Here is a 26,533-nt window from a genome sequence, read left to right as displayed (position 1 = left end):
CCGGTGCGGACGAGGGCTCAGTCGTCCTTCTCGTCGTCGTCGTCCTCGTCGTCGAACTCGTCGTCGTCGAGACCGGAGTAGATCCGGGCGCGGTCGCCGTCCTCGTCGTCGTGGTCGTCGAGGTCCTCGTCGTCGTCCCCGGCGTAGACGTCGAGCGGCGTCATCTCGCCGTAGGCGTCGTAGAGGGCGCCGTCGTACTCCTCGAAGGCGTCGGCGACGTCCTCGTAGGCGGCCACGACGGTCGGGTCGTCCTCACCGCGCCGGGTGCTCGCGGCCTCCAGGTGCCGCTCGAGAGCGGACACGAGGTGGGCGAGCGCGGCGCGCGGGTCCGAGGCCATGTCCCGAACCGTACCGGTCCTGGCGCAGAATGTGTCGGTGGCCGACTACGAGTACCTCGTCCTGAGCTTCGGGCGCGAGGTGAAGCGCAACGACATCCGCCGTGCCCTGACCGAGCACGCCGAGTACGGGCACTGGGAGCTGGCGACCACCCGCACCTACATGGGTGGGCTGACCCGCACCTGGCTGCGCCGCAAGATCATCCGCGCTCGCCGCACCTACGACATCGCCGTCTGACGACGCCGCCGGCGCGGCTCAGCAGGTCTCGAGCAGCCGGCCGAGGACCCGGGTGCCGAAGCGCAGCGAGTCCGTCGGCACCCGCTCGTCGATGCCGTGGAACATCGGGGCGAAGTCGAGGTCGGCCGGCAGCCGCAGCGGGGCGAACCCGTAGCCGGTGATGCCGAGCAGCGACAGCGCCTTGTTGTCCGTGCCGCCGGAGAGGCAGTACGGCAGCACCTCGGCGTCCGGGTCCTCGGTGCGCAGCGCGTCGACCATCCGCTCGACGAGCGGGGCGTCGAACGGCGCGTCGAGGGCGATGTCGCGGTGGAGCACCTCGACCTGCACGTGCTCCCCGGCCAGCTCGCGCAGGGTGTCCATGAGCAGGTCCTCGTGCCCGGGCAGGAAGCGGCAGTCGACGTTGGCCGAGGCGTGCTGCGGGATGACGTTGTGCTTGTACCCGGCGTCGAGCATCGTCACGTTGCTCGTGTCCTGCAGGGTGCCCCGCACGAAGCCCTGCGCGCCGCCGAGGTGCTCCAGCAGGTCCTCGAGGTCCTCGTCGGACCAGCCGGTGCCCGTCAGCTCCGAGAGCCCGTCGAGCAGCGTGCGCACCGACGGGATGTACTCGCGCGGCCACTTGTGCGCCGCGATCCGGGCGATGGCCTCGGCCAGGCGCACGATCGCGTTCTCGTCGTTGGGCACCGACCCGTGCCCGGCGCGCCCGGTGGCGGTGAGCCGCAGCCAGGCGATGCCCTTCTCGGCCGTCTGCAGCAGGTACGTGCGGCGCTCCTGGCCGTCACGGTCGGTGACCGTGACGCTGTAGCCGCCCACCTCGCTGATCGCCTCCGTGACGCCCTCGAAGACCTCGGGGTGCTGCTCGACCATGAAGTGCGAGCCCTGGACGCCACCGGCCTCCTCGTCGGCGAAGAAGACGACGACGAGGTCGCGCGGCGGCACGACGCCGCGGCGGGCGATGTCGCGGACCGAGGCCAGCATCATCGCGTCCATGTCCTTCATGTCGACGGCGCCGCGGCCCCAGACGCAGCCGTCGCGCTCCTCCCCCGCGAACGGGTCGACGGACCAGTCCGCGGCGTTCGCGGGCACGACGTCGAGGTGGCCGTGGACGCACAGGGCGCCGCGCTCGCGGTCGGCACCGGGGATGCGGACCGCCACGGTGACCCGCCCCGGCTCGGACTCGTAGGTCTGCGGGTCGAGGCCGACCTCGCGCAGCTGCTCGACGACGTAGGCGGCCGCCTCGGCCTCACCGGGACCGCTCCCGTCGCCGTAGTTGCTCGTGTCGATGCGGATCAGCTCCTGGCAGATCCGGACGACCTCGTCCTCGGGGCGCAGCGTGTCGGTCATGTCCCCCACCCTAGGAGCCTCGGCGCGGCAGGGGCGATTTCGGTTCCGGGCCGGTGACCGTGTAATGTTTCGCGCTGTCGGACGGCCTCCCCAGGGCCCGAAGAACACCACTCGTCCGGGTGGCGGAATTGGCAGACGCGCTAGCTTGAGGTGCTAGTGCCCGTATAGGGCATGGGGGTTCAAGTCCCCCCTCGGACACAGCAGAGCACGACGACGAAGGCCCCGAACCACAGGTTCGGGGCCTTTGTCGTGGGCGGGGTCAGACGCCCCGCCGCGTCAGCCGCCCGCGTAGGCGTCGGCCGCGTCGAGCACCGCCTGGACGAGCGGGTCGAGCGTCCCGGCGGCGTCGGCCGACACCGAGCCGTCCTGCACCGCCTTCGCGTACGAGTCCGCGAGCTTCTGCGCCTCGTCGGAGACCTTGCGCGCGTCGGCGTCGGACAGCGCCCGCTCCGTAGCCTGCGCGTGCCGCTGGACGTCACGCACCACCTTGGCGTCCACCGTGCCGTCCGCGGCGGCCTGGTCGACCGCGTCCTGGAGCGACGCATAGGCGTCCGTGACCGGCGCGCCGTCGGGTGCGGTGTCGGTCGGTGTGTCGGAGGCGGTCTCGCTCGGGGTGGGCTCGGGCGAGGCCGTCGTGGGGTCCGGCTCGGGCGTGGTCTCGTCGGGCGTCGACTGCTCCGGGGTCGACTGCTCGGCCGACGCGGTGGGCGAGGTGCTCGGCGAGGCGTCGGCGCCCCCGGTGTCGTCCTGCGAGGTGACGAGGTACCAGCCCACGAGGCCGACGACGAGCAGCGCGAGGAGCGCGAGAACCCACGGGGTGGACGAGCCGCGTCGTCGCTCCGGCTCGCGCGGCGGCAGACCGGTCGGCATCCCGGTCGTCGGCGGCGGGGGCGGGGGCGGCGGGGTGCCCGACAGCCGCTGGGTGCGGTCGGCCCCACCGGCGGGCAGGACGGTCGTCGCGGCTGCCGCGCCTCCGGCGGCCGCAGCACCTCCGGCGGGAGCGCGACGCGCGTCGACGGCGGCGAGGACGGCGCCCGCGTCGGCGGGGCGGTCGGCGGGGTCCTTGGCGAGCAGCGACGACACGAGGCCGGCCAGCCAGGCCGGGGTGTCGGGGCGCAGGTCGCGCACGTCGGGCACCGGGTCGTGGGTGTGCATCATCATCGTCGCCACCGCCGTGGGGCCCGAGAAGGGCGGCTCACCGGTCAGCAGCGCGAACGCGAGGCAGCCGAGCGCGTAGAGGTCGGCCCGCCCGTCGACGCGCCCGCCCATCGCCTGCTCCGGCGAGAGGTACTCGGCCGTCCCCATGACGGTGTGCGTGGCGGTGAGCGCCTGCTGGGTCGACGCGTCGCCGAGCTGGGTGATGCCGAAGTCGAGCACCCGCAGGCGGCCGTCGTCCGCCGTGACGACGTTCGCCGGCTTGATGTCGCGGTGGACCAGCCCGCGGGCGTGCGCCGCCTGCAGGGCGCCCGCGACCTGGCGGACGACGTCGACGACGTCGTCGACTGCGAACGGGCCCTCCCGCAGCCGCTCGGCGAGGCTCGGCCCGGGCAACAGCTCCATCACGAGGTACGCGGTGTCGCCCTCGACTCCGGTGTCGTGCACGGTGACGACGTTCGGATGGTTGAGGCCGGCGGTCACGCGGGCCTCGCGCTCGAACCGCACCGCGCCGGACTCGTCGGGGACGCGGGTGAGGTCGATCGTCTTGACCGCCACCTGCCGCCCGAGGACGGTGTCGGTGGCGCGCCACACCTCGCCCATCCCGCCGCGCCCGATGGGCGTGTCGAGGACGTAGCGGCCGGCCAGCCTGCGCTCCTGCGTGGTCATCCGACCACCCTAAACGGCTGCCGTAGGGTGGTCGGGTGCTCGAGTCCGTGACCGCCGTGCGCTACGTCGCCCCTCTGCGGGAGGGCGGTTCGCTGCCCGGTCTCGTCGAGGCCGACGACCTCGGGACCTACGTCGTCAAGTTCACCGGCGCCGGGCAGGGCCGCAAGGTCCTCGTCGCCGAGGTGCTCGTCGGCGAAGTCGCCCGCCGGGTCGGCATCCCGACCCCACGCCTGGCCGTCGTCGACCTGCCGAGCGCGATCGCCCGCTACGAGGCCGACGAGGAGGTCCAGGACCTGCTCAACGCCAGCCCGGGCCGCAACCTCGGCGTCGACTTCCTGCCGGGGGCCTTCGGCTACGACGGCTCGCGACCGCCGAGCGCGGAGGACGCCGCGGCCGTCCTCTGGCTCGACGCCTACACGGCCAACGTCGACCGGACGTGGGCCAACCCCAACCTCCTCGTCTGGCACCGGCGGGCGTGGGCGATCGACCACGGGGCGGCCCTGTGGTTCCACCACTCCTGGCCGAGCCGCCCGCCGGACGTCGGGCGCTTCGTCGCCCAGCCGTTCGACGCGAGCGGCCACGTCCTGGCGCCCGTCGCCGGGTCCGTGCGTGCGGCGCACGAGCGGCTCGCCCCGCTCCTCACCGACGACGTCCTGCGCGAGGTCGTCGACGAGGTGCCGGACGAGTGGCTCGAGACCACGGCGAGCCTCCCGGACCTCGACGCCGTCCGCGCCGCCTACCGCGAGCACCTCGGGATGCGCCTGGCCGCGCCCGCCGCGTGGCTGGAGGGTGCGCCGTGAGTCACGCCTACCAGTACGTCGTCGTGCGCTTCGTGCCGCGCGTCGACCGGGGCGAGTGCCTCAACGTCGGCGTCGTCCTGCACTCCCAGTCCGCGGGCGTCCTGCGCTGCGCGTGGCACCTCGACGAGGACCGCATCCGGGCCTTCGCGCCCGACGCCGACCTCGAGGGCCTGCGCGGGGCGCTCGACGCGGTGGGCGGCATGTGCGAGCGGCCCCCGGCCGGCGTGGACGCGACGCTGACGACCCAGGGCAAGCGCTTCGGGTGGCTCAGCGCGCCGCGCTCGACCGTCCTCCAGCCCGGCCCGGTCCACGGCGGGTCCGCCGCGGACCCGGCCGCCGAGGTCGAGCGGCTGCTCGACCGCCTCGTGCGCTGACCGCCCCGGGCGTCAGCCCGCGCGGACCGGCGCGAGGATCTTCTCGAGGTCGGCCAGCGTGTACGGCTTGCTCAGGTAGTCGTCCATGCCCGCCGCGAGCATCCGCTCCCGGTCGCCCTCGGCGGCGTTGGCCGTCAGGGCGATGATCCGCGGCTGCGGCCCCGGACGGACGCGCAGCTGCTCCGTCGCGCGGACGCCGTCGAGGTTGGGCATGTTGACGTCCATGAGGACGACGTCGTAGCGGTGCGCCGAGAGGGCCTGGAGCGCCTCGATGCCGTCGCCGGCGACGTCGGCCTCGATGCCGAGCCGGCGCAGCATGTGGATGGCGACCATCTGGTTGACCGGGTCGTCCTCGGCGAGCAGCAGCCGCAGGTCGTGGGTCTCGTCCTCGACGACGACCACCTCGTCCTCGAGCTCGCCCACCGTGGCCCCGGCGGTGCCGTTGGCGCAGCCGAGCACGGGCAGCGAGAACGTGAACGACGAGCCCTCGCCGACCGTCGACTCGACCTGGATCTCGCCGCCGAGCCGCTGGGCGATGCGGGCGCAGATCGCGAGGCCCAGCCCGGTGCCGCCGTGGGTGCGCGTCGTCGACGCGTCCCCCTGGGCGAAGGCGGTGAAGATCCGCGAGAGCCGGTCCGCGGGGATGCCCATCCCGGTGTCGACCACCTCGAGCACGAGCGTGCCGGGGGCGGTCTCGGCGTCGGGGCGCAGGAGGGGCGCGGCCGCGAGGTAGCTCGCGCGGATCCGCACGCCACCGCGCTCGGTGAACTTCAGCCCGTTGCCGACGAGGTTGATGAGCACCTGGCGCAGGCGGACGAGGTCGCTGCAGACGAGCTCGGGGACGTCGGGGTCCACCGACCACCACAGCGACAGCCCCCGGCGCTCGGCCTTCGTCGTGAACATCGTGCAGACGTCCTGGACCAGCGCACGCACGTCGGTCGAGGTGGACTCCATCTCGAGCTCGCCGCTCTCGAGGGCGCTGAAGTCGAGGATGTCGTTGACGATCGCGAGCAGGTGCCGTCCGCTCTGGTGGGCGGTGCTGACGTACGAGCGCTGCTGCTCGTCGAGGGCGGTGTCCTGGAGGAGGTCGGTCAGGCCGATGACCGCGTTGAGCGGGGTGCGGATCTCGTGGCTCATGCTCGCGAGGAAGCGCTGCTTGGCCTCCGCGGACTCCTCGGCCGTCTCCTTGGCCCGGCGCAGGTTCTCCTCGGTGAGACGACGGTTCGTGATGTCGGTCTCGACGCCGACGAAGCCGGTGACGACGTCGCCGTCGCGGATCGGCGAGACGTCGAGGGACACCCAGTACCTGCTCCCGTCCTTGGCGTAGTTGAGGACCTCGGCGGTGAAGGGCTCCTGACGACGGATCGACTCGCGCATCCGGCGCACCGTCTCGGGGTCGGTGTCGCGCCCCTGGAGGACGCGGCCGGGGCTGCGGCCCTCGACCTCCTCCAGGGTGTAGCCGGTGCGCCGCGTGAACGCGTCGTTGACCCACTCGACGTGGCCCTTGGGGTCGGTGACGACGACGAGGTTGTCGGTGGCCTGGACGGCGACCGAGGTCCGCTGGAGCTGGGCGCGCGCCTCGCGCAGACGGGCGGTCTGCACCAGCTGGGCCCGGCGTGCGGCGTAGAGGACGTAGACCATGCCGGCGACGAGCACGGCGAGCGCGACGAGCGTGAGCACGAGGCCGCCGAGGAGCAGCCGGGTGTCGCTGACCAGCCCGGCGGTCGCGTTGTTGGCGACCGCGGCGTTCTGCTTGCGGACGTTCTCGGCCTCGGAGACGAGGGTGTTGTACTGCCCTTCCAGCTCCTGGATCTCGCTGCTCAGGCGGACGCGGTCGGCCCCGCTCATCGAGGTCGGGTTCGCGACGAGCGCCTGCACCTGCCGGTCCGGACCGTCACGCCACACCTGGGCGAGCTCGCGGGAGCGCGCCAGCAGGCGCGCGTCACCGAGGGTGCGGCCCTGGTAGTCGAGGGTCCCCTCCTGGATCCGCTGGGCGGCGAGCGAGCGGCGCAGCTCGAGGACGTCGGGGTCGACCGGGCCGTCGACGACCGCGTCCTCGAGCCGCAGCAGCTCGCGCTGCGCCTGGCTCAGCGTCCGGACGTTCCCGTCGACGAGGTCCTGGGTCAGCCTGACGTTGGCGCTCAGCTCACGCGTCGCGTTCATCGTCAGGATGCTCAGCCCGACGGTCCCACCGACCGCGAGGACGGCGGGGATGACGAGGGCGACGAGGATGCGGGTCCGGCCCTCCGCGAACTCCCACAGCCCCGAGAGGCTCACCGGACCTCGATCTCCTTCAGCTGCCACGTCCAGCGCGGGTCGTACGTCACGGGGTCGAGGTCGAAGGAGTCGGTCGGGTAGACGATGCGGGTCGGGCCGTAGTGCTCGACGGTCATCCGCCGGCCGTCGGCCGAGGTCGCGAGCATCGTCGGGTAGTCGAAGGCGTCGGAGGCCGGGACGTCGACGGCGTAGTCGTTGAGCGCGAGGGTGTGCAGCGTCGCGCTGTCCTCGGCGCCGACGTAGTCGAGCAGCGAGCGCAGGAGGACGCCGCGGAAGGTCACGCGGTGGCCCTCGGCCTGCTTGTCGTCCACGGAGTACTCGACGAGGCCGAGGCGCTCGATCGTCGGCAGGTCCAGGCGCACCTCGCCACCCTGCACGGTCTTGCCGGTGATGGTGAGGACGACCTTCTCGGTGGGCCGGGGCACCGGGTCGCCCGGGCGCAGGCTGGGCTGGGTCACGACGGTGTAGCCCTTGGGCTCGGGGGCGGCCGAGGTGGTCGTGGAGGTGGCGGCCTTCGTGGCGCCCGCGGCGGCGGGCGAGGCGCAGCCGGAGAGCGGCAGGACGGCGAGGGCCGCGAGGGCGGCGGCGGCGGCGAGCGCGCGCGAGGGCGTGGTGGTCATGGTGACGACGGTGACGGACGAATTTCCATTCTCGGCGACTGTCATCTCAAGATCGCCTCAAGGCCGTCCGGGACGACGTACCGTGCGTCCGCGAGGCGTGGTTCCTAGGATGGGCCGCCGACACCCCGGGAGGACGACCATGGACGACACCCAGCCGGCGACGGGCGGCTACCGGCCGAGCGACCTCGTCGAGCAGATGGGCGACGAGGGCGTCGCGGCCGACATCGCGCAGGTCTACCTCCAGGAGCTGCCGGCGCGCGTCGCAGCGCTCGAGGCGGCCCGCGGGGGCCTGCGCGAGGACACCGTGCGGGTGGCGCACACGCTGAAGTCGGCGAGCGCCCTGCTGGGGCTCACCGAGCTCTCGGACGTCTGCCGCGAGATGGAGCACACGGCCCGCGACGGGGCCTCCGTCACCGGGCTCGTGGACGCGATGACCGCCCGCGCCGCCGAGGCGGAGCAGGCGGTGCGCGGCTGGCTCGCCTCCCGCTGACACGGCTGCGGTCCCGCGGGGCTCAGCCGACGGCGGCAGCGGTCGACGCGGTGGGCTCGGCCGGCTCGAACCGGTAGCCATAGCCCCGCACCGTGCGGATGTGCCCGCCGTCGCCGGCGCTCTCGCCGAGCTTGCGGCGCAGGTTGCCGAGGTGCACGGAGATCACGTGGTCGTCCCCGACCCAGTTCGGTCCCCAGACGGCGGCCATCAGCTGGTCGCGGCTGAAGGTGCGGCGCGGCGCGCCGCTGAGGGCCTCGAGGATGTCGTACTCGGTGCGCGTGAGGTCGACGATCTCACCGTGCAGGCGCACCTCGCGGGCCTCGGGGTCGAGGGTGAGCGGGCCGAAGCGGCGCAGGTCGGTCTCGGCGACGTGGACGCGGGGGCGCCGGCGCATCGCCCGGATGCGGGCGGACAGCTCGCGCGGCGAGAACGGCTTGGTCACGTAGTCGTCCGCGCCGATCGTCAGGCCCAGCACGCGGTCGAACTCGTCGGAGCGGCCGGTCACCATGACGACGTAGCAGTCGGAGAACTCGCGAATGCGGCGGCACACCTCGAGGCCGTCCATCTGGGGCAGCGAGATGTCGAGGAGGACGACCTCGGGGTCGTGGCGGCGTGCGGCCTCGACGCCGGCGGCGCCGTCGTCGGCCTGCACGACCCGGAAGCCCTCGGACTCCAGGAGCGACGCCGCGACGCGGGCGAACTCCGGCGAGTCCTCGACGACGAGTGCGGTGGGTCGGCTCATGGGTCTCCTCGGCTCTCTCTCCCCAGTGCCGACCACGCTAGCCGCGGCCCGGGTCGCCTGTCCGGCACGACGGACGCGCCGCCGCGGATTCGGTCCAGACGGCCGATGCCGTGCTCACCCCTCCGGTGGAGCCGGGGCGCGCAGGGCCCAGGCGGCGACGGCGCCGGCCGCGGCGACGTTGAGCGAGTCCACTCCCCCGGCCATCGGGATGCGCACGACGGTGTCGACCCCGGCCAGGGTGCGCCGGGCCAGCCCGTCGCCCTCGGTGCCGAGGACGAGCGCGAGCCGCTCGGGCGGGTCGGCGGCCAGCTCGTCGAGCCCGACGGAGTCCTCGGTCAGGGCGAGGGCGGCGACGTGGAAGCCGAGCTCGTGCAGCTGCTCGATGCCGCCCGGCCACGGGTCGACGCGGGTCCACGGCACCTGGAAGACGGTGCCCATCGACACGCGGATGGCCCGGCGGTAGAGCGGGTCGGCGCAGCGCGGGGTGACGAGCACGGCGTCGACGCCGAGCGCCGCAGCCGACCGGAAGACGGCGCCGACGTTGGTGTGGTCGACGACGTCCTCGAGCACGAGGACCCGCCGGGCGCCGTCGAGGACCTCGGCGAGCGACGGCAGGGCCGGGCGGTGCATCGCCGCGAGCGCGCCGCGGTGCAGGTGGAAGCCGGTGAGTCGCTCGATGACGTCGTGGGCCCCGACGAACACCGGCACGCCGTCGGCCTCGGCGTCGGCGACGACGTCCGCGAGGTCGGTGAGCCAGCGCTCGGCCATGAGGTAGGAGCGCGGACGGTGCCCGGCGGCGAGGGCCCGGCGGATGACCTTCTCGGACTCCGCGACGTACAGCCCGCCCTCGGGCTCCAGGCGGCGTCTCAGGGCGACGTCGGTCAGCGAGACGTAGTCGGCGAGGCGGGGGTCGGCGGGGTCGGAGACGGTCGTCGGCACGCGGACGAGGCTAGGCCAGGACGGCGCGGGCGATGACGACGAGGCCGGCGACGACGCAGAAGGCGAGCACGAGGCGCCGGAACCGGTCGGGGTCCACCCGCCGGCGGACGGGCACCGCGAGGGCGTAGCCGACCAGCGCGAAGGGGATGAGTGCGAGCCCGGCGAGCACCTGGTCGCGGTGGACCTCGCCGCCGAGCGCCAGCCCCGCCACCGCCATCCCCGACCCGGCGAGGAAGAAGGCCGCGAGCGTCGAGCGCACGCGCTCGGGCCGCTCGTGCTGGAGGACCAGGGCGAGGAAGGGACCCCCGATCGCGGCGGCGGTGCCCGAGACCCCCGAGACCGCTCCGGCGACGAGCGTGTTGGCGCGGGTCGGGCGCAGGTCGACCGCGCGGACCGACAAGGCGACGGTGACGAGGATGAGCGCGCCGACGAGCGCCGCGATGGCCCGCGGCGAGAACCACGCGACGACGAGCACCCCGACGGGTGTCAGGACGGCCCTGGCCACGAGGGCGAGGGCGAGCGGCCCGCGGGCCAGGTCGCGGACGCCGTGCGAGAGCTGGAGGACGGGCAGGGTGATGCTCGGCAGCAGAAGGGCCACCGGCATGAGGTCCGGGGCCAGCAGGACGACCAGCGGGGCGGCGACGACCGACATCCCGAAGCCGACGACCGACTGGACGAGCGCGCCCGCGAGGACCGACAGCCCGAGCGCGACGAGGACGAGCGGCGTCACGGGAAGACGACGAGCTTGACGACGGCCACGACGCCGACGACGACGATGACCGCCCGCAGTACGGGCGCGGGCAGGCGGCGCCCGACGGTGGAGCCGACGACGCCGCCGATCGTGGAGCCGACCGCGATGAGGAGGACCACGAGCCAGTCGATCTGGTCCGGGGCGACGAGGACGAAGACGAGCGCCGCGACGAAGTTGACGACCGAGGCGAGCACGTTCTTCAGGCCGTTGATGCGCTGGAGCGGGTCGCTCGAGAGGGCGCCGAGGATGCCGACGAGGATGATGCCCTGCGCCGCACCGAAGTAGCCGCCGTACACCCCGGCACCGAAGACCCCTCCCTGCATGAACCGGCGGTGCGTGCTCGCGGCCTGCACGCCCCCCGTCTCGCGCCGGCGTGCGGTCCACGCGTTGAGGCGCGGTCCGGCGACGACGAGGACGAGGCCGAGCACGATGAGCACCGGCACGATCGCGCGGAAGAGGTCGGGGTCGAGGACGAGCAGCAGCACCGCACCGAGGGTGCCGCCGAGGAAGGACATGGGGGCGTAGCGACGCAGCTGCGGACCCATCCCCCGCAGCTCGCGGCGGTACCCGATCGAGCCCGTGACGCTGCCGGGGACGAGGCCGATGTTGTTCGACACGTTCGCCGTGACCGGCGGGATCCCGAGCAGCAGCAGGGTCGGGAAGGTGATCAGCGTGCCGGAGCCGACGATGGTGTTGATGGTGCCGGCGCCGATGCCCGCGAGGACGACGAGCAGGGCTTCTCCGAGGGACACCGGGCCACCCTAGTGCGGAGCTCCACCGCGAGGGCCGCCGCGGCCACGACACCGACGAGCACGGCGTATCCGACTGTCGTGGTGTCGAGCCCGAGCGCGAGGGTGAGTGCACCGGCGACGAGCGCGGGCACCGAGAACGCGAGGTAGCTGACGACGTAGACGGCCGACATCAGCCCGGCCCGCTCCTGCGGCTGCGCCAGCGCGCTGACCGCACGCAGCGCACCGAGGAAGGCGCTGCCGAACCCGGCCCCCGCGACGACGACCGCGACCACGAGCAGCGGCAGGAGGGTGAGGACGAGGGACGCGACGAAGGCGACGAGCCCGGTGACGAGGGCGACGAGCCCGAACCGGCGCAGGTCGGCGGCCGGTCGCTCCCGGCCGACGTACGAGGCCAGCGCGCCGGTCCCGGTGAACGCGCCGAGGACGAGGCCCGCGACGAGGTGCCCCGGCACCGCGAAGCGGGTCGCGAGCACGCTGCCGCTGACCGACAGCATCAGCCCGCCGAGCGACCACGTCGCGGCCATGACGGGCACCGACGTGGTGAAGGTCCGGCGGGCCGCCGCGGGGACGGCGACGACCGGGCGCATCGCGCGCAGCGCCCCGGGACGCCGGGGCGCGGTCTCGGGCAGGAACGGCACCGCGAGCAGCAGGACGAGCACGAGAGCGCCGAGCACGGCGTAGACCAGGCGCAGCGGGGCGGGTGCGAGGTCGGCGAGCGCACCGGCGACGACCCCGCCGAGCGCCAGCCCGACGAGGGGCGCCACCCCGTTGACTTCGGCGCCGCGCTGGGTCCCGTGGCGCTGCAGGTCGAGGAGGAAGGCGCCCATCACGCCCATGGCCGCGCCGGTCGCGAGCCCCTGGACGACCCGGGCGGCGACGAGCGCTGCTGTCCCCTGCGCGCCGAGGAACAGCGCGAGGGCCCCGAGCTCGACGAGCAGGGCGGCGGCGAGGACGGGCCGGCGGCCGACGTGGTCCGAGAGCCGCCCGACGAGCAGGAGCGCGGCGAGCAGGGCGAGGACGTAGACGGCGAAGACGACGGTGAGCGTCGCCGGGCCGAAGCCGAAGGCCTCCTCGTAGGCCGGGTACAGCGGGCTCGGCGCGCTCGAGGCCGCGAGGAAGGTGGCCACGGTCGCGCCGACGACCACGAAGGCCGGGGCCGGGGTGAGGCGGAGGGACATCGCCGTGCTCCGTTCTGGAATCATCGAACCGTTCGCCCCGTTGAACCCCGTGCCACCGGCCACTATTCCAAGGAAGTCGAACCGTTGTCCCGGCCCTCCTCCCCCCGCGTCATGGACCACCCGGACCTCGCCGCCGTCGAGCTCCCCGTGGTGCTCTTCGCGCTGAGCGACCCGACGCGCCTCGCGCTCGTGCGCGAGCTCGCGACGGAGGGCCCGCGGACCGTCGAGGAGTGCCGCGAGAGCGAGCCCGGCGTCCCGAAGTCGACGTTCTCGCACCACCTGCGCACGCTGCGGGAGGCCGGCGTCGTCCGCAACGAGCCCGCCGGACGGCACCGGGTCGTCACGCTGCGGCGTGACGAGCTCGACGCACGCTTCCCCGGCCTGCTCGACGCCGTCGTCCACGACTGAGCGCCCGGCCCCCCACGGGGTCCGGGCGCTCGGTCGCGTCGCTCAGGGCTGGGCCGGGGGCGCCGGCGGGGCCGGCGGCGGCTCGACCGGCGGAGCAGGCGGCGCGGCCGTCGGCTCCGGGGCGGGCGGGGCCGCGGGCGCCTCGCGCGGCGGCACGGCGTCGGCCCCCGGACGGACCGGCGGCTGCACCCGCGACGCCGGCTGGGCGTGCTCCTCGGCCTCCTTGCTCGACTGCGCGGCCTGCCCGCGGGCCCGCTCGAGAGCGGACTTCGGGTCCTCGAGCGTCGTCTCCTCGAAGGCGTTGCCGAGCATCTCGCCCGGGTCGACCCACTCGTCGTCGCCGCCGTCGCCCGAGGGCTTCGTGGCGCCGAGCGCCCCGCCGATGCCGCGCAGCGCGTCGGTCAGCTCGCTCGGGATGATCCACATCTTGTTGGAGTCACCGCGGGCGATCTGCGGCAGCACCTGGAGGTACTGGTAGGCGAGGAGCTTCTGCGTCGGCTTGCCGCGGTGGATGGCGTCGAAGACCTGCTGGATGGCGCGGGCCTGGCCCTGGGCCTCGAGGATGCGGGCCTGCGCCGAGCCCTCGGCCCGGAGGATCTGGCTCTGCTTCTCGCCCTCGGCCGTGAGGATCTGGCTGGCCTTGGTGCCCTCGGCGTTGAGGATGGCCGCGCGGCGGTCGCGCTCGGCCTTCATCTGCTTCTCCATCGACTCCTGGATGGAGGCGGGCGGGTCGATGGCCTTGAGCTCGACGCGGTTGACGCGGATGCCCCACTTGCCGGTCGCCTCGTCGAGGACGCCACGCAGCTGGCCGTTGATCTGGTCACGGCTGGTCAGCGTCTGCTCGAGGTCGAGCGAGCCGATGACGTTGCGCAGCGTCGTGACGGTCAGCTGCTCGATGCCGGCGATGAAGTTGGCGATCTCGTAGACCGCGGACTTCGGGTCGATCACCTGGTAGTAGATGACGGTGTCGATCGAGACGACGAGGTTGTCGCTCGTGATGACCGGCTGCGGCGGGAACGAGACGACCTGCTCGCGCTGGTCGATGTTGGCGCGCACGATGTCGACGAACGGCACGAGGAAGTGCAACCCGCCCTCGAGGGTGCGCGAGTAGCGACCGAGGCGCTCGATGATGAGGGCGGTCTGCTGCGGGACGACGCGCACGGTGCGGACGAGCACGATGATCGCGAAGACCGCGAGCAGCAGGATGACGACGAGTGGACCGATTCCGTCCATGGTGGTGCCTTTCCGTCGGTGCCCGGTCGGGGCACGGGGTCAGGTGGTGGGGGTGGTCGGGGGTGCGGGCAGCGGGACGACGATCGCGGTCGCGCCGTGGATGGCGATGACCCGGACCTGGTCGCCGGGACCGGCGGGCGCGCCGCCCTCGGCGAGCCGGGCCGACCACGTCTCGCCCGCGAGCTTGACGCGGCCGTCGGTCTCCGTGACGGCCTGGAGGACCCAGGCCTCGCGCCCGACGAGGCCGGCCGCACCGATGTGGTGGTCGGTGACCGCGTCGGTGAACTTGCGCTTGAGCATCGGGCGCACGACGAGCAGGAGCACCATCGCGAAGACGACCGCGACGACGACCTGGAAGAAGAACGGTGCGCCGAGCGCCGCCGCGATCGCCCCGGCGAGCGCGCCGCCGGCGAACATGACGAAGACGAAGTCGACGGTGGCGGCCTCGATGGCCGCGAGCACGAGTGCGACGCCCAGCCATCCGAGCCAGGCGTTGTCGGTCAGCCAGTCCATCGGCCTCCCCTTCCCTCCGGTGTCGTGGCTCGGACGCGCGGTCGGCGCCCTCGGTTCCCTGCCGCCTCAGCGGGCGCGGGCGGCGTAGCGGTCACCGCGGACCTCGAGCTCGAGCGGCATGCCGAAGGTGCGCTGGAGGTTCTCGGCGGTCAGGGTGATCTCGATCGGGCCCTGCGCGACGACGCGGCCCTCGCGCAGCAGCAGGACGTCGGTGAAGTGCGGCGGGATCTCCTCGACGTGGTGGGTCACGAGGACGAGGGCGGGTGCGGCGAGGTCGGCGGCGATCGCCCCGAGCCGGCGCACGAGGTCCTCGCGGCCGCCGAGGTCGAGGCCGGCGGCGGGCTCGTCGAGGAGCATGAGCTCGGGGTCGGTCATGAGGGCGCGGGCGATCTGCACCCGCTTGCGCTCCCCCTCGGACAGGGTCCCGTAGCGCCGCTCGGCGAGGTGGCTCGCGCCGAGGGCGTCGAGCAGCTCGGCGGCGCGGGCCTCGTCCATCCCGTCGTACGCCTCGCGCCACCGGCCGACGACGCCGTAGGAGGCGGTGACGACGACGTCGCGGACCTTCTCGTGCGGCGGGATGCGTTCCGCGAGCGAGGCGCTCGACAGGCCGATGCGCGGCCGTAGCTCGAAGACGTCGACCGCGCCGAGGACCTCCCCGAGGACGCCCGCGACCCCGGTCGTCGGGTGCATCCGGCCGGCGGCGATCTGCAGGAGGGTGGTCTTGCCGGCGCCGTTGGGGCCGAGGACGACCCAGCGCTGGCCCTCCTCCACCTCCCACGACAGGTCGTCGAGGATGGTGGTGTCGCCGCGCACGACGCCGACACCGGCGAGGGCCAGGACGTCGCTCATGCCACCGACCCTAGTTGACGGCGTGCTCCGCGCCGGCCGCGCCGCGCGGTCAGGAGGCCCGCATCGGGGTGCCGGGCCGCCCGTGGCCGTCGGCCACCACCTCCGCGACGACCGAGAGGGCGATCTCGCCGGGCGAGCTGCCCCCGATCGAGAGGCCGGCGGGGACGTGCAGGCGACCCAGCTGCTCGTCGTCGAGGCCCTCGCCGCGCAGCTGCTCGAGCAGGGCGGCCGACCGGTGGCGGCTGGCCATCATCGCGACGTAGGGCACACCGGCCCGCAGCGCGTCGGCGAGGAGCGGGTACGCGCCGTCGCCGTCGTGGTTGCACACGACGAGCGCGTCGACGGTGCCGAGCGCGCCGAGGCCGTCCCCGACGGGGGCGGCGTCGAGCAGCGTGGCCTCCCACCCGGTGGCGGTCGCGATCGCCACCACCGACTGGGCGATCCGGTTGTCGAAGACGGCGACCAGGTGCCCGAGCGCGCCCTTGACCGGCGTGGCGCCGCTGCCGAGGACGGGGTCGTGCCGGGTGTCGCTCACGAGCCCACGACCCCGCGGTAGACCTCGAGGGTGCGCTCGGCGATCGTGCCCCACGAGAACGACTCGACGGCCCGGCGCCGGCCGGCGGCGCCGAAACGGGCCGCGCGGTCGAGGTCGGAGACGGCGTCGGTGAGGGCGGCCGCGAGGTCGGCGACGAAACGGTCCTCGTCGACCGGCGTGCCGGTGCCGTCCTGGACCTGCTCGATCGGCACGAGCCAGCCGGTCTCGCCGTCGACGACGACCTCGGGGATGCCGCCGGTCGCCGTCGCGACGACGGGCAGCTCGCAGGCCATCGCCTCGAGGTTGACGATGCCGAGCGGCTCGTAGACCGACGGGCAGACGAACACCGACGAGGCGCTGAGGACCGCCGTCACCTCGTCGCGCGGGAGCATCTCGCTGATCCACACGACGCCGTCGCGCTCGGCGCGCAGGTCATCGACGAGCCCCTCGACCTCGGTCTTGATCTCCGGGGTGTCCGGCGCGCCGGCGAGGAGCACGAGCTGCACCTCGGGCGGCAGCTGCGCGGCGGCGCGCAGCAGGTAGGGCAGGCCCTTCTGGCGGGTGATCCGGCCGACGAAGACGACGGCCGGGCGGTCGGGGTCGATGCCGTGCCGGCGCACGACGTCCGGGGCGTCGTTCGGCCGCCAGAGCTCGGCGTCGATCCCGTTGTGCACGACGAGGACCTTGGCGGGGTCGACGCTCGGGTAGGAGCGCAGGATGTCCTCGCGCATCCCCGCGCTCACCGCGATGACGGCCGCCGCGCCCTCGTACGCGGTGCGCTCGACCCACGACGAGAGCCGGTAGCCACCGCCGAGCTGCTCGGCCTTCCACGGCCGCATCGGCTCGAGGCTGTGGGCCGACAGCACGTGCGGCACGCCCTCGAGGAGGCCGGCGACGTGCCCGGCGAAGTTGGCGTACCAGGTGTGGGAGTGGACGAGATCGGCTCCGGCACAGGCGGCGGCCATCGTCAGGTCCACGCCGAGGGTGCTGAGGGCGGCGTTGGTGCCCTCGAGCTCAGGCAGGTCGGGGTGGCTCGTCGTCCCCTCCTCGTCCCTCGGGCCCCCGAAGGCGTGGACGCGCACGTCGGTGTCGTCCCGTTCCCGCAGGGCCCGGGTCAGCTCGGCGACGTGCACCCCCGCTCCCCCGTAGATCGACGGCGGGTACTCCTTGGTCAGGATGTCGATGCGCACGGTTTTCACCGTAGTGGCGAACGGGGGCTGCCGACGAGGCCGATCACCCCATAGGTTGGTCGCATGGCGTACCGCAGCGGAGGTCCCAAGGTCCTGGCCATCGTCCTCGCGGGTGGGGAGGGCAAGCGGCTGATGCCGCTGACGCGCGACCGCGCCAAGCCCGCCGTGCCGTTCGGGGGCATCTACCGGCTCATCGACTTCGCGCTGTCGAACGTCGTCAACTCCGGCTACCTCAAGGTCGTCGTGCTGACGCAGTACAAGTCGCACAGCCTCGACCGGCACGTGACGAAGACGTGGCGGATGAGCACGATGCTCGGCAACTACGTCGCCCCGATCCCGGCGCAGCAGCGCATCGGCAAGTCCTGGTACCTCGGCAGCGCCGACGCGATCTTCCAGAGCCTCAACACGATCACCGACGAGAAGCCCGACATCGTCGTGGTGGTCGGCGCGGACCACGTGTACCGGATGGACTTCTCGCAGATGGTCGACCAGCACGTCGCGAGCGGCGCCGGCGTCACCGTCGCCGCGATCCGCCAGCCCAAGGCCGACGCCGACCAGTTCGGCGTCATCGACGTCGAGCCCGACGACCCGACCCGCATCCGCGCATTCCTCGAGAAGCCGACGGACCCCGAGGGCCTGCCGGACTCGCCGGACGAGGTGCTCGCGAGCATGGGCAACTACGTCTTCACCGCCGACGCGCTCATCGACGCAGTCACCAAGGACTCGACGACCGAGGGCAGCAAGCACGACATGGGCGGCGACATCGTCCCGGCCCTCGTCGCGCAGGGCGCCGCGTCGGTCTACGACTTCAAGAACAACGTCGTGCCCGGCGGCACCGAGCGCGACATGGGCTACTGGCGCGACGTCGGGACGATGGACTCCTACTACGAGGCGCACATGGACCTCGTCTCCATCCACCCGGTCTTCAACCTCTACAACTACGACTGGCCGATCTACACGACGTACGGCCCGTTCCCGCCGGCCAAGTTCGTCCACGGCGCGCACGGCCGCTTCGGGGAGGCGCTCAACTCGGCCGTCTCCCCCGGCGTCGTCATCTCCGGCGCACGGGTCATCGGCTCGGTCGTCTCCCCCGACGTCCACGTGCACAGCTACACCGAGGTCGAGGACAGCGTCCTGCTCGACGGCGTGCAGATCGGGCGCAACTGCACGATCCGCCGCGCGATCATCGACAAGAACGTCACGGTGCCCGAGGGCACGACGATCGGCGTCGACCGCGAGGCCGACCTCGCGCGCGGGTTCACCGTCACCGACTCCGGCATCACGGTCGTCGGCAAGGGCCAGGAGATCGGCGCCGGGCCGGTGGAGGGCGCGTGAGCGGCACCGACCGGCCGGTCCGCATCGGCGCGCAGCTCCAGCCCCAGCACGCGACCTACGCCGAGATCCGCCGCACCTGCGCGCGGCTCGAGGAGGCGGGCGTCGACGTGATCTTCAACTGGGACCACTTCTTCCCGCTCTACGGCGAGCCCGACGGCGCGCACTTCGAGTGCTGGACGATGCTCGGCGCGTGGGCCGAGGCCACCGAGCGGGTCGAGATCGGCGCCCTCGTCACGTGCAACAGCTACCGCAACCCGCAGCTGCTCGCCGACATGGCGCGCACCGTCGACCACGTCAGCGCCCGCGACGGCGCCGAGGGCCGGCTCATCCTCGGCATCGGGTCGGGATGGTTCGAGCGCGACTACGCCGAGTACGGGTACGAGTTCGGCACCGCGGGAGGCCGACTCGACGCGCTGGCGCGCGACCTGCCGCTCATCGAGGAGCGCTGGTCGAAGCTCAACCCCGCGCCGACGCGCAAGATCCCCGTGCTCATCGGCGGTGGGGGCGAGCGCAAGACGCTGCGCATCGTCGCCCAGCACGCCGACATCTGGCACGGCTTCGGCGACCCGGAGACGGTGGCGCACAAGCACTCCGTCCTCGACGAGTGGTGCGCCAAGGTCGGGCGCGATCCCGCCGAGATCGAGCGCTCGGCCGGCGTCTCGCCCAAGCCAGGACGCCTGCCCGAGGACGTCGACGACTACGCCGCCGGGGCGCAGGCCCTGCACGACGTCGGCACGCGCCTGTTCACCGTGGGGCTGAACGGCCCCGACCACGACCTCGGTCCGGTCCGCGACCTGATCGCCTGGCGGGACTCCCTCACCGGCTGAGTCAGTGGGGCAGGCGCGCCAGCACGTCCGCGAGACGCCGGCGCGGGTCACCCCCGACCTCGAGGACGGTCGTGCTCGCGGGCAGGAGCTCGTCGTCGTCGAGCAGGTCGAGCAGCGCGGTGTCGGCCGCCTCGCGCAGCTCCGGGTCCTCCTCGTCCGGGACGTGGAGACCGTGCGCGCCGGCGAGCGGCACGACGACGAGGAGGTCTACGTGCGCGTGCGCCCGCCGGGCGAGCGACCGCAGCCCGGTGCTCGCCTCGTCGACCCCGCCCCGGCCCAGCCTGCGCAGCGCCTCGAGGTAGGCGAGCAGGTCCAGCGGGCCCCGCTCGACAACGACGCGCTCCCCCGGGTCCAGCACGAGCAGGCGGTCGGCGGCCACGTGCAGCTGCGCGACGAACGACTCCGCCGACGACGGCGGTAAGTGCTCGTCGACGAGCTCCCACGGGTCGCCGAGCACGGTGTGCCCCGGCAGGGCGGCGGCGAGGTCCGCGACGAGGGTGGATTTGCCGGTCGCGTGGGTCCCGGAGACGACGATGCGCACGACGGCGACGGTAGCCGTCCGGTCCGGTCCGCGACCTCATCGCTGGGCGGGACTCGCTCGGCGGCTGACCTCGCCCGTCGACCAACACACGACGCCCTTGCCACGTCCCGTCCGCTGCGAGACCATGTGGCCCAAGAGGGGGGCTGGGATGGGAGCACCGGATCTCGCGATCCCCATGGGGGTCCTCATCACGGCGGCGGCGTTCGTCGCCGGCGCCTTCGGGTCGCGCGCCGAGACGGTGCTGGCGCGCTTGCCGAGCGATCTCGCCCGGACGCTGGACTGGACCCGTGACGAGCGAGACCCCGATCCTCCGGTCGCGAGGCTGGGGGTGTCCGGGGTGCGGATCGTCGCCTGCACGCTCTTCGTCGCCAATCTCGTGCTCGGCGCTTCGGGACTCGTCGACGACGCGGACGCCTGGGAGGTCGGGGTCGTCGGCGTCCACCTCGTGACACACGCCGTCGTGCTGTGGTGGACCCTCCGCGAGTGCTCCGAGGCCGCGGTTCGCTACCGGTCGACGCGGCAGACATCCGCCGCATGGGTGATGTTCGAGGCACTGGGCTTCGACGTCCCTCCCCGTGACACGCCCGGACGGCGCGGCGTCGTGCGGCAGCACCTAGCCATGGTCCAGCTCGCGGTCGACACCGTTCCGAGCGACGTGCCCGACGGTGCGTTCCGCGCGCAGCTGGCAGAGGCACACCTCGCGTACGCCGAGGTGCTGCTGGACGAGGGGCACGCCGCCGAGGCCCTGACCGAGATCGACCATGCTGACGCACAGCCCTGGTCGCCGGGATGGCTTGAACGGGCAGGCGAGCACGAGACCGCCGACTGGATGGCCACGGGCTCACAGTCCCAACGGTTGCTGATGCGGGCCCAGGCACATCGGCTGCTGGGAGAGCGCTCGGCCGAGCTCGACAAGAGGCTGGCCGCCGCTCGCCTGGGGGGTCTTGCGACGATCGACGGCGACGCAGTCGTCGAGGCCGCCGTCTCCGCCGGACGCGTTCGAGAGCTGGCGGACACGATCCGGCGTGGAACGGACGAGGAAGTCGACTGGATCGGCGACCTCGCCAGGGCGTTGTGGCTGGCGTGCGAGTCCGAGATTCCGTCGGCTTTCGAGCCGCCGGATCCCCGACTGACCCTCGACGATTTGCGGCTCCTCGAGGTGGCGAGTCCGTTCGGGGGTCAGTATGCCGAGAGGTTGGTCGACGCTCTGCTGCGTGGTGCCACGGCGGAGCCGGATCCTGCGCTGGCGGCGACGATGCTGGCCGAGGCCTCGGCCGTCGTCGACCACAGGCTGGCGACCGACGGCGACGACCCGCGGTGGGCCGAGCTGCACCAACTGCTCACCACCATGACGCTGGAAGGTCCTTCCAGTGACCGGTCCGGGGGCCAGCATCCGACCATCCCCGGCTAGCCTGCCGGTGTGCCCTCCCCCGAGACGCCGCCCCTGCCGCCGCAGCCCGACCCCGAGGCGCGCACGCTCCTCGTGTCGTTGAGCGGGCCGGACCGCCCGGGCGTCACGAGCGCCGTCTTCGCGGCGGCCGCGACCGTCGGCGGTGACGTCCTCGACCTCGAGCAGGTCGTCGTCCGCGGGCACCTCGCCCTGTCGGTGCTCCTCGCGCCCGGGCCGGACGAGAACGTCCTCACCGACCGCATCGCCCGGGCCGGCGAGGAGATGGGGATGCACGTCCAGCTCGTGGCCGGGCGCGGCGACAACGCCCGCCGGCGCACCGGCCGGGCCGCGGTCGTCGCGATGGCCCGCCCGCTCGAGACGCGCCACGTCGCAGCCGTCGCCCGCGCGGTCGCCGCGCACGGCGCGAACATCGACCGCATCCGGCGCCTGTCGCGCTGGCCGGTGACGACGGTCGAGCTCGACGTCTCCGGCGCCGACGTGGACCGGCTGCGCCGCGACCTCGCGCTCGTCTCGGCGAGCACCGGCTGCGACATCGCCGTCGCCCCGGCCGGCCTCGCGCGCCGCGGTGGTCGGCTCGTCGTCATGGACGTCGACTCCACGCTCATCCAGGACGAGGTCATCGAGCTCATCGCCGAGCACGCCGGCACCGCCGAAGAGGTCGCGGCGGTCACCGAGCGGGCGATGCGCGGCGAGCTCGACTTCGCCGAGAGCCTGCACGCGCGGGTCGCGACGCTGGCCGGCCTGCCGGTGTCCGTCCTCGACGAGGTGCGGACGGCCGTGCGGCTGACCCCGGGCGCCCGCACCCTCGTGCGGACCCTCAAGTCGCTCGGCTTCACCGTCGCGCTCGTCTCGGGCGGGTTCGCCGAGGTCGTCGAGCCGATCGGGGCCGAGCTCGGCGTCGACCACGTCCGTGCCAACCGGCTCGAGGTCGTCGACGGCCGGCTGACCGGTCGTGTCACCGGAGCGGTCGTGGACCGGCCGGGCAAGGCGGCCGCCCTGCGCGAGTTCGCCGCCCTCGAGGGGCTTCCGCTCACGCGCACGGTGGCCATCGGCGACGGCGCCAACGACCTCGACATGCTCGGCGTCGCGGGGCTCGGGGTCGCCTTCAACGCCAAGCCGGTCGTGCGCGAGCAGGCGGACACGTCCGTCAACGTGCCCTACCTCGACACCGTTCTGTTCCTCCTCGGCGTCAGCCGCGAGGAGATCGAGGACGCGGAGACCGCGGAGGCCTGAGCCTCAGGCGCCGATGGCGTGGTAGCCGCCGTCGACGTGGATCATCTCGCCGGTCGTCGCCGGGAACCAGTCCGACAGCAGCGAGACGCAGGCGCGGGCCGTGGGCACCGCGTCGTTGACGTCCCACCCGAGCGGCGCCCGGGTGCCCCACGCCTCCTCGAACTGCTCGAAGCCGGGGATGGACTTCGCCGCGGTCGTGCGGATAGGTCCGGCGGCGACGATGTTGCACCGCACGCCCTTCGGGCCGAGGTCGCGGGCGAGGTAGCGGTTGGTCGACTCGAAGGCGGCCTTGGCCACGCCCATCCAGTCGTAGACCGGCCACGCGAAGCGGGCGTCGAAGGTGAGTCCGACGACGCTGCCGCCGTCGGGCATGAGCGGCAGCGAGGCCTTGGCGAGGGCGGCGAGCGAGTACGCCGAGACGTGCACCGCCGTCGAGACGTCCTCCCACGAGGCCTCGAGGAAACTGAAGGCGCCCTGGGGCGCGAAGCCGATCGAGTGCAGGACGCCGTCGAGGTGCGGCACGTGCTCGCGGACCCGGTCGGGCAGCGCCGCGAGGTCCTCCTCGCTCGTCACGTCGAGCTCGATGACCGGCGGGGTCTGCGGCAGCCGGCGGGCGATGGCCGTCGTGATCTTCGTCGTGCGGCCGAAGGAGGTGAGGACGACCTCCGCCCCCTGCTCCTGGGCGATCTTCGCGACGTGGAAGGCGATCGAGGAGTCCATGAGGACCCCGGTGATGAGGAGCTTCTTGCCCTCGAGCAGCATGGCTGGCCTTTCGGTGGTGGGTCGGGGGACGGTCGCGGTCAGTGGCCCATGCCGAGGCCGCCGTCGACCGGGACGACGGCGCCGGAGACGTAGGCGGCCTCCGGCGAGGCGAGGAAGCGCACGACGCCGGCGACCTCGTCGGTCGTCGCGAAGCGGCCGGCCGGGATCGCCGCCTTGTAGGTCTTCTGGGTCTCCTCGGGGAGCGCCGCCGTCATGTCGGTCTCGATGAAGCCCGGCGCCACGACGTTCGCCGTGATGCCGCGGCCCCCGAGCTCGCGCGTGACCGAGCGGGCCAGACCGACGAGGCCGGCCTTGCTCGCGGCGTAGTTGGCCTGCCCGGGGCCGCCGTAGAGGCCGACGACGCTCGAGATGAGGATGATGCGGCCGCGGCGCAGGCGGATCATGCCCTTGCTCGCGCGGCGCACGCAGCGGAAGGCGCCGGTGAGGTTGGTCTCGAGGACGCTGTCGAAGTCCTCGTCGCTCATCCGCATGAGCAGGCCGTCCTTAGTGATGCCGGCGTTGGCCACGAGCACCTCGACCGGCCCGCCCAGCTTCTCCTCGGCCTCGGTGAACGCCGCGTCGACGGACGCGCTGTCGGTGACGTCGCAGATGACGCCCTCGAGCCCCTCCGGCGGCTCCCCGCTGCGGTGGGTGACGACGACGCGGTCGCCGGCCTGTGCGAAGGACCGGGCGATGGCCAGCCCGATGCCGCGGTTGCCGCCGGTGACCAGGACGGTGCGGGGGTCGCTCATGCTGTCGAACCTAGTGGACTACCGAGCGGTAGCCGGACAGCCGCGGACGTATGGTGGAAGGGTGCCCACGACCCGCCACCGCCACCCCGACGCCCAGTCGGTGACGACGGCGGCGGACTCCCGCGAGGCCGACCAGCGGCACCGGATGAAGCAGTACCTCGTGACGATGACCATCCGTACGGTGTGCTTCGTCCTCACCATCGTCATCGACGACTGGTACCGCTGGGTCTTCGCCGCCGCGGCGGTGTTCCTGCCCTTCATCGCGGTCGTCGCCGTCAACTCCGTGGCGCCGCGCGTTCGTGGTCGGCGCACCCCGGTCACGCCGAGCGTCGACCCGACCCCGCGCCTGACCGACCACGCGTACACGCACGTGCCGAGCACCGTGCGCGACGAGGACGAGCCCCGCGGCTGACGCCGTCGCGGTCGACCCGGTTCAGCCGCCGATCGCCGACATCGGCCGGTCGGGCTGCTCGAAGTCCGGGCGGTCGATGCCGTGCCCGGGCTTCTTCGCCCACATCTCGCCGATGACGAGGTCGGCCAGCTCGGTGTCCGACGCGCCCTCCCGCATCGGGCCGCGCAGGTCGACCTCGGAGCGGGAGAAGAGGCAGTTGCGTAGCTGGCCGTCGGCGGTGAGCCGCACCCGGTCGCAGGCAGCGCAGAACGGCGCCGAGACGCTGGCGATGACGCCGACGGTCTGGGGGCCGCCGTCGACGAGGAAGCGCTCGGCCGGGGCGCTGCCGCGCTCCGGCACCGGCGTGAGCCGGAACCGCTCCCCCAGCCGCTCGAGGATCTCGGCCTGCGACACCATCTGCGAGCGGTCCCAGGCGTGCTGGGCGTCCAGCGGCATCTGCTCGATGAAGCGCAGCTCGTAGCCGCGGTCGAGGCACCAGCCGAGGAGGTCGGCGACACCCTCGTCGTTGAACCCGCGCATCGCGACCGCGTTGACCTTGACCGGGGTGAGCCCGGCGTCGGCGGCGGCCTTGAGCCCCGCCTCGACGTCCTCGAGCCGGTCGCGGCGGGTGAGGTCGCGGAAGCGCTGGGCGTCGATGGTGTCGAGGCTGACGTTGACGCGGTCCAGCCCGGCGGCCGCGAGCGGCGCGGCGAGCCGGTCGAGGCCGATGCCGTTGGTCGTCATGGCGATCCGGGGGCGCGGCTCGAGGGCCGCGATGCCGGCGACGACGTGGACGAGGCTGCGCCGCAGCATCGGCTCGCCGCCGGTCAGGCGGACGTTGGTGACACCGAGGCCGACCATGATGCGCACGAGCCGGACGAGCTCGTCGTCGGTGAGCATCTCGGGCTTGGGGAGCCAGTCGAGGCCCTCGGCGGGCATGCAGTAGGTGCAGCGCAGGTTGCAGCGGTCGGTGACCGACACGCGCAGGTCTCGCCCGACGCGGCCGAAGCGGTCGAGGAGGCGGGGCTCTGGGAGGTCGGTCATAGGAGTCCACAGTACGTCGCGTAGCGTGAAGTGGTGCTGCGTCGGCTCCTCTCACCTCGATGGCTGGGCGCGCTCGTCCTCTCGGCCCTCTTCGCGGTGGCCGCCTACCACCTCGGCTGGTGGCAGTACCACCGGCACGAGGCGAAGGTGGAGCGCAACGACCGGCTGGACCGGCACTACCGCGCCACGCCCGTGCCCGTCGGCGAGGCCATCACCGCCGACGGCGTGAGCACGGACGCCGAGTGGACGCGCGTGACGATGACCGGCAGCTACGCCGCGGGTCCGGTGTTCGTCCGTGGCCGCCCCAACGACGGCGCGGTCGGCTACGAGGTCCTGTGGGCGTTCCGTCCCGACGCCGGCGGGACCGACGTCCTCGTCGACCGCGGCTGGGTGCGCGTCTCGGACCAGGGCGCCAGCGTCCTGCCGAGCGTGCCGCCGGCCCCCTCCGGCGAGACGACGGTCGTCGGCTGGGCCCGGCCCGGCGAGCAGTCGGCCGACAAGCCACCGGCCGCCGGGCAGATCGCCAACCTCTCCGTGCCGGACGCGTCGCGCGCGCTCGGCACGACGCTGCTGCCGGGGTACGTGCTGCTGGAGTCCGAGCGCACGGCCGACGGTGCGACGCCGCCCCGCCCAGCGCCCCTGCTGCCGCCCGACCGCAGCCTGGGGCCGCACCTCGCCTACGCCTACCAGTGGTGGATGACCACGGTCCTCGGGTTCGTCCTCGTCGGCTTCGGCATCCGGCGCGAGGAGCGCCTGGCGCATCCCGAGAAGTACCCGCCGAAGCCCAAGAAGGTTCGCATCTGGGACGAGGAGGACGCCTGAGGCCGGTCGGCACGCGACCCGGGGCC

The 26,533-nt window shown here is 73.5% G+C and carries 30 protein-coding genes and 1 tRNA gene; 12 read left to right on the top strand and 19 right to left on the bottom strand.

Translation table 11 applies throughout. The features are described 5' to 3' along the window. Nucleotides 1-17: 17 nt before the first annotated feature. Nucleotides 18-338, bottom strand: a complete 321-nt coding sequence (locus tag KMZ30_RS17300; RefSeq protein WP_030529234.1) for a hypothetical protein — start codon at nt 336-338, stop codon at nt 18-20. A 37-nt stretch (nt 339-375) separates the two neighbouring features. On the opposite strand from KMZ30_RS17300, the gene KMZ30_RS17295 reads away from it, so the two are divergent. After that, a complete protein-coding gene (locus KMZ30_RS17295) occupies nt 376-573 on the top strand; it encodes a DUF5703 family protein (RefSeq protein WP_308279597.1) in 198 nt (65 codons plus the stop codon). 18 nt (nt 574-591) lie between these two features. Here the strand turns inward: KMZ30_RS17295 and KMZ30_RS17290 are convergent, their stop codons facing one another. Further along, the gene (locus KMZ30_RS17290) at nt 592-1,914 is read right to left on the bottom strand and encodes a M20/M25/M40 family metallo-hydrolase (RefSeq protein ID WP_215511734.1); all 1,323 of its coding nucleotides are present in this window, start codon (nt 1,912-1,914) and stop codon (nt 592-594) included. A 113-nt stretch (nt 1,915-2,027) separates the two neighbouring features. Between KMZ30_RS17290 and KMZ30_RS17285 the strand changes: the two genes are divergently transcribed. Next, nucleotides 2,028-2,112, top strand: a tRNA-Leu gene (locus KMZ30_RS17285). A gap of 78 nt (nt 2,113-2,190) precedes the next feature. Here KMZ30_RS17285 and KMZ30_RS17280 read toward each other — a convergent pair. Beyond that, a complete protein-coding gene (locus tag KMZ30_RS17280; protein ID WP_215511735.1) occupies nt 2,191-3,738 on the bottom strand; it encodes a serine/threonine-protein kinase in 1,548 nt (515 codons plus the stop codon). 35 nt (nt 3,739-3,773) lie between these two features. Between KMZ30_RS17280 and KMZ30_RS17275 the strand changes: the two genes are divergently transcribed. Both KMZ30_RS17275 and KMZ30_RS17270 read left to right on the top strand, forming a co-directional pair. After that, nucleotides 3,774-4,538, top strand: coding sequence for a HipA family kinase (locus KMZ30_RS17275; protein ID WP_215511736.1), 765 nt, complete (start codon nt 3,774-3,776; stop codon nt 4,536-4,538). Further along, entirely contained in the window at nt 4,535-4,912 is a 378-nt protein-coding gene (locus KMZ30_RS17270; RefSeq protein ID WP_215511737.1) for a DUF3037 domain-containing protein, read from the top strand. Before KMZ30_RS17275 ends, KMZ30_RS17270 begins: the two co-directional genes overlap by 4 nt. Before the next feature lie 12 nt (nt 4,913-4,924). On the opposite strand, the gene KMZ30_RS17265 is transcribed toward KMZ30_RS17270, so the two are convergent. Next, on the bottom strand, nt 4,925-7,189 hold the full coding sequence (locus KMZ30_RS17265) for a PAS domain-containing hybrid sensor histidine kinase/response regulator (RefSeq protein WP_215511738.1): 2,265 nt from the start codon (nt 7,187-7,189) through the stop codon (nt 4,925-4,927). Beyond that, entirely contained in the window at nt 7,186-7,809 is a 624-nt protein-coding gene (locus KMZ30_RS17260; protein ID WP_215511739.1) for a putative pterin-binding protein, read from the bottom strand. The genes KMZ30_RS17265 and KMZ30_RS17260 overlap by 4 nt, the downstream gene beginning before the upstream one ends. Before the next feature lie 139 nt (nt 7,810-7,948). On the opposite strand from KMZ30_RS17260, the gene KMZ30_RS17255 reads away from it, so the two are divergent. Next, complete coding sequence (locus KMZ30_RS17255; protein WP_215511740.1) at nt 7,949-8,299, top strand: Hpt domain-containing protein; 351 nt, start codon at nt 7,949-7,951, stop codon at nt 8,297-8,299. 22 nt (nt 8,300-8,321) lie between these two features. On the opposite strand, the gene KMZ30_RS17250 is transcribed toward KMZ30_RS17255, so the two are convergent. The 5 genes from KMZ30_RS17250 to KMZ30_RS17230 all read right to left on the bottom strand — a co-directional run bounded on the left by KMZ30_RS17250 (nt 8,322) and on the right by KMZ30_RS17230 (nt 12,661). Then, nucleotides 8,322-9,041: a response regulator transcription factor gene (locus KMZ30_RS17250; RefSeq protein WP_215511741.1), complete on the bottom strand. Its 720-nt coding sequence runs from the start codon at nt 9,039-9,041 to the stop codon at nt 8,322-8,324. A gap of 114 nt (nt 9,042-9,155) precedes the next feature. Further along, entirely contained in the window at nt 9,156-9,980 is an 825-nt protein-coding gene (locus tag KMZ30_RS17245) for a TrmH family RNA methyltransferase (RefSeq protein WP_215511742.1), read from the bottom strand. Nucleotides 9,981-9,990: 10 nt separating this feature from the next. Then, nucleotides 9,991-10,710, bottom strand: a complete 720-nt coding sequence (locus KMZ30_RS17240) for a sulfite exporter TauE/SafE family protein (protein WP_215511743.1) — start codon at nt 10,708-10,710, stop codon at nt 9,991-9,993. Beyond that, complete coding sequence (locus KMZ30_RS17235; protein ID WP_215511744.1) at nt 10,707-11,483, bottom strand: sulfite exporter TauE/SafE family protein; 777 nt, start codon at nt 11,481-11,483, stop codon at nt 10,707-10,709. Before KMZ30_RS17235 ends, KMZ30_RS17240 begins: the two co-directional genes overlap by 4 nt. Continuing rightward, entirely contained in the window at nt 11,399-12,661 is a 1,263-nt protein-coding gene (locus KMZ30_RS17230; protein WP_215511745.1) for an MFS transporter, read from the bottom strand. The genes KMZ30_RS17235 and KMZ30_RS17230 overlap by 85 nt, the downstream gene beginning before the upstream one ends. A gap of 111 nt (nt 12,662-12,772) precedes the next feature. Here KMZ30_RS17230 and KMZ30_RS17225 point away from each other — a divergent pair, with 111 nt between their 5' ends. After that, the gene (locus KMZ30_RS17225; protein WP_030528441.1) at nt 12,773-13,069 is read left to right on the top strand and encodes an ArsR/SmtB family transcription factor; all 297 of its coding nucleotides are present in this window, start codon (nt 12,773-12,775) and stop codon (nt 13,067-13,069) included. 42 nt (nt 13,070-13,111) lie between these two features. On the opposite strand, the gene KMZ30_RS17220 is transcribed toward KMZ30_RS17225, so the two are convergent. From KMZ30_RS17220 to glgA, 5 genes are all read right to left on the bottom strand, one after another. Beyond that, complete coding sequence (locus tag KMZ30_RS17220; protein ID WP_215511746.1) at nt 13,112-14,302, bottom strand: SPFH domain-containing protein; 1,191 nt, start codon at nt 14,300-14,302, stop codon at nt 13,112-13,114. A 39-nt stretch (nt 14,303-14,341) separates the two neighbouring features. Then, a complete protein-coding gene (locus KMZ30_RS17215; RefSeq protein ID WP_207021808.1) occupies nt 14,342-14,815 on the bottom strand; it encodes an NfeD family protein in 474 nt (157 codons plus the stop codon). Between the two features lie 66 nt (nt 14,816-14,881). Next, nucleotides 14,882-15,664 carry an ABC transporter ATP-binding protein gene (locus KMZ30_RS17210; protein ID WP_215511747.1) on the bottom strand — a complete coding sequence of 261 codons (783 nt, stop codon included), beginning with the start codon at nt 15,662-15,664 and terminating at the stop codon, nt 14,882-14,884. 49 nt (nt 15,665-15,713) lie between these two features. Further along, on the bottom strand, nt 15,714-16,199 hold the full coding sequence (locus tag KMZ30_RS17205) for an XdhC family protein (protein ID WP_215511748.1): 486 nt from the start codon (nt 16,197-16,199) through the stop codon (nt 15,714-15,716). Beyond that, complete coding sequence (gene glgA / locus KMZ30_RS17200) at nt 16,196-17,389, bottom strand: glycogen synthase (protein ID WP_215511749.1); 1,194 nt, start codon at nt 17,387-17,389, stop codon at nt 16,196-16,198. The genes KMZ30_RS17205 and glgA overlap by 4 nt, the downstream gene beginning before the upstream one ends. A gap of 63 nt (nt 17,390-17,452) precedes the next feature. Between glgA and glgC the strand changes: the two genes are divergently transcribed. Beyond that, nucleotides 17,453-18,724, top strand: a complete 1,272-nt coding sequence (glgC, locus tag KMZ30_RS17195) for a glucose-1-phosphate adenylyltransferase (protein WP_215511750.1) — start codon at nt 17,453-17,455, stop codon at nt 18,722-18,724. Beyond that, on the top strand, nt 18,721-19,551 hold the full coding sequence (locus tag KMZ30_RS17190) for an LLM class F420-dependent oxidoreductase (RefSeq protein WP_215511751.1): 831 nt from the start codon (nt 18,721-18,723) through the stop codon (nt 19,549-19,551). The genes glgC and KMZ30_RS17190 overlap by 4 nt, the downstream gene beginning before the upstream one ends. Before the next feature lies 1 nt (nt 19,552). Here the strand turns inward: KMZ30_RS17190 and KMZ30_RS17185 are convergent, their stop codons facing one another. Further along, nucleotides 19,553-20,092 (bottom strand): AAA family ATPase, encoded by a 540-nt coding sequence (locus KMZ30_RS17185; protein ID WP_215511752.1) that lies wholly within the window; start codon nt 20,090-20,092, stop codon nt 19,553-19,555. A gap of 148 nt (nt 20,093-20,240) precedes the next feature. Here KMZ30_RS17185 and KMZ30_RS17180 point away from each other — a divergent pair, with 148 nt between their 5' ends. Both KMZ30_RS17180 and serB read left to right on the top strand, forming a co-directional pair. Then, nucleotides 20,241-21,503 carry a hypothetical protein gene (locus KMZ30_RS17180; RefSeq protein WP_215511753.1) on the top strand — a complete coding sequence of 421 codons (1,263 nt, stop codon included), beginning with the start codon at nt 20,241-20,243 and terminating at the stop codon, nt 21,501-21,503. A 9-nt stretch (nt 21,504-21,512) separates the two neighbouring features. After that, nucleotides 21,513-22,736, top strand: a complete 1,224-nt coding sequence (serB, locus tag KMZ30_RS17175) for a phosphoserine phosphatase SerB (protein ID WP_308279598.1) — start codon at nt 21,513-21,515, stop codon at nt 22,734-22,736. A 3-nt stretch (nt 22,737-22,739) separates the two neighbouring features. Here serB and fabI read toward each other — a convergent pair whose 3' ends face one another. Beyond that, entirely contained in the window at nt 22,740-23,498 is a 759-nt protein-coding gene (fabI, locus tag KMZ30_RS17170; protein ID WP_215511754.1) for an enoyl-ACP reductase FabI, read from the bottom strand. A gap of 38 nt (nt 23,499-23,536) precedes the next feature. Then, nucleotides 23,537-24,250 (bottom strand): beta-ketoacyl-ACP reductase, encoded by a 714-nt coding sequence (gene fabG, locus KMZ30_RS17165; RefSeq protein ID WP_030528429.1) that lies wholly within the window; start codon nt 24,248-24,250, stop codon nt 23,537-23,539. Nucleotides 24,251-24,311: 61 nt separating this feature from the next. Between fabG and KMZ30_RS17160 the strand changes: the two genes are divergently transcribed. Then, the gene (locus KMZ30_RS17160; protein ID WP_308279599.1) at nt 24,312-24,662 is read left to right on the top strand and encodes a DUF3099 domain-containing protein; all 351 of its coding nucleotides are present in this window, start codon (nt 24,312-24,314) and stop codon (nt 24,660-24,662) included. Nucleotides 24,663-24,683: 21 nt separating this feature from the next. Here the strand turns inward: KMZ30_RS17160 and moaA are convergent, their stop codons facing one another. Then, nucleotides 24,684-25,685, bottom strand: a complete 1,002-nt coding sequence (gene moaA, locus KMZ30_RS17155; RefSeq protein WP_215511756.1) for a GTP 3',8-cyclase MoaA — start codon at nt 25,683-25,685, stop codon at nt 24,684-24,686. A gap of 33 nt (nt 25,686-25,718) precedes the next feature. Between moaA and KMZ30_RS17150 the strand changes: the two genes are divergently transcribed. After that, nucleotides 25,719-26,507 (top strand): SURF1 family cytochrome oxidase biogenesis protein, encoded by a 789-nt coding sequence (locus KMZ30_RS17150; protein WP_308279600.1) that lies wholly within the window; start codon nt 25,719-25,721, stop codon nt 26,505-26,507. The last annotated feature ends 26 nt before the right edge of the window (nt 26,508-26,533 follow it).

Origin of the sequence: Phycicoccus mangrovi, from assembly GCF_018729305.1 — a bacterium.
Taxonomy (GTDB): Bacteria; Actinomycetota; Actinomycetes; order Actinomycetales; family Dermatophilaceae; genus Phycicoccus; species Phycicoccus jejuensis.
Note: the sequence above shows the minus strand (reverse complement) of the source record. Positions and strands in the feature narration are given on the sequence as shown.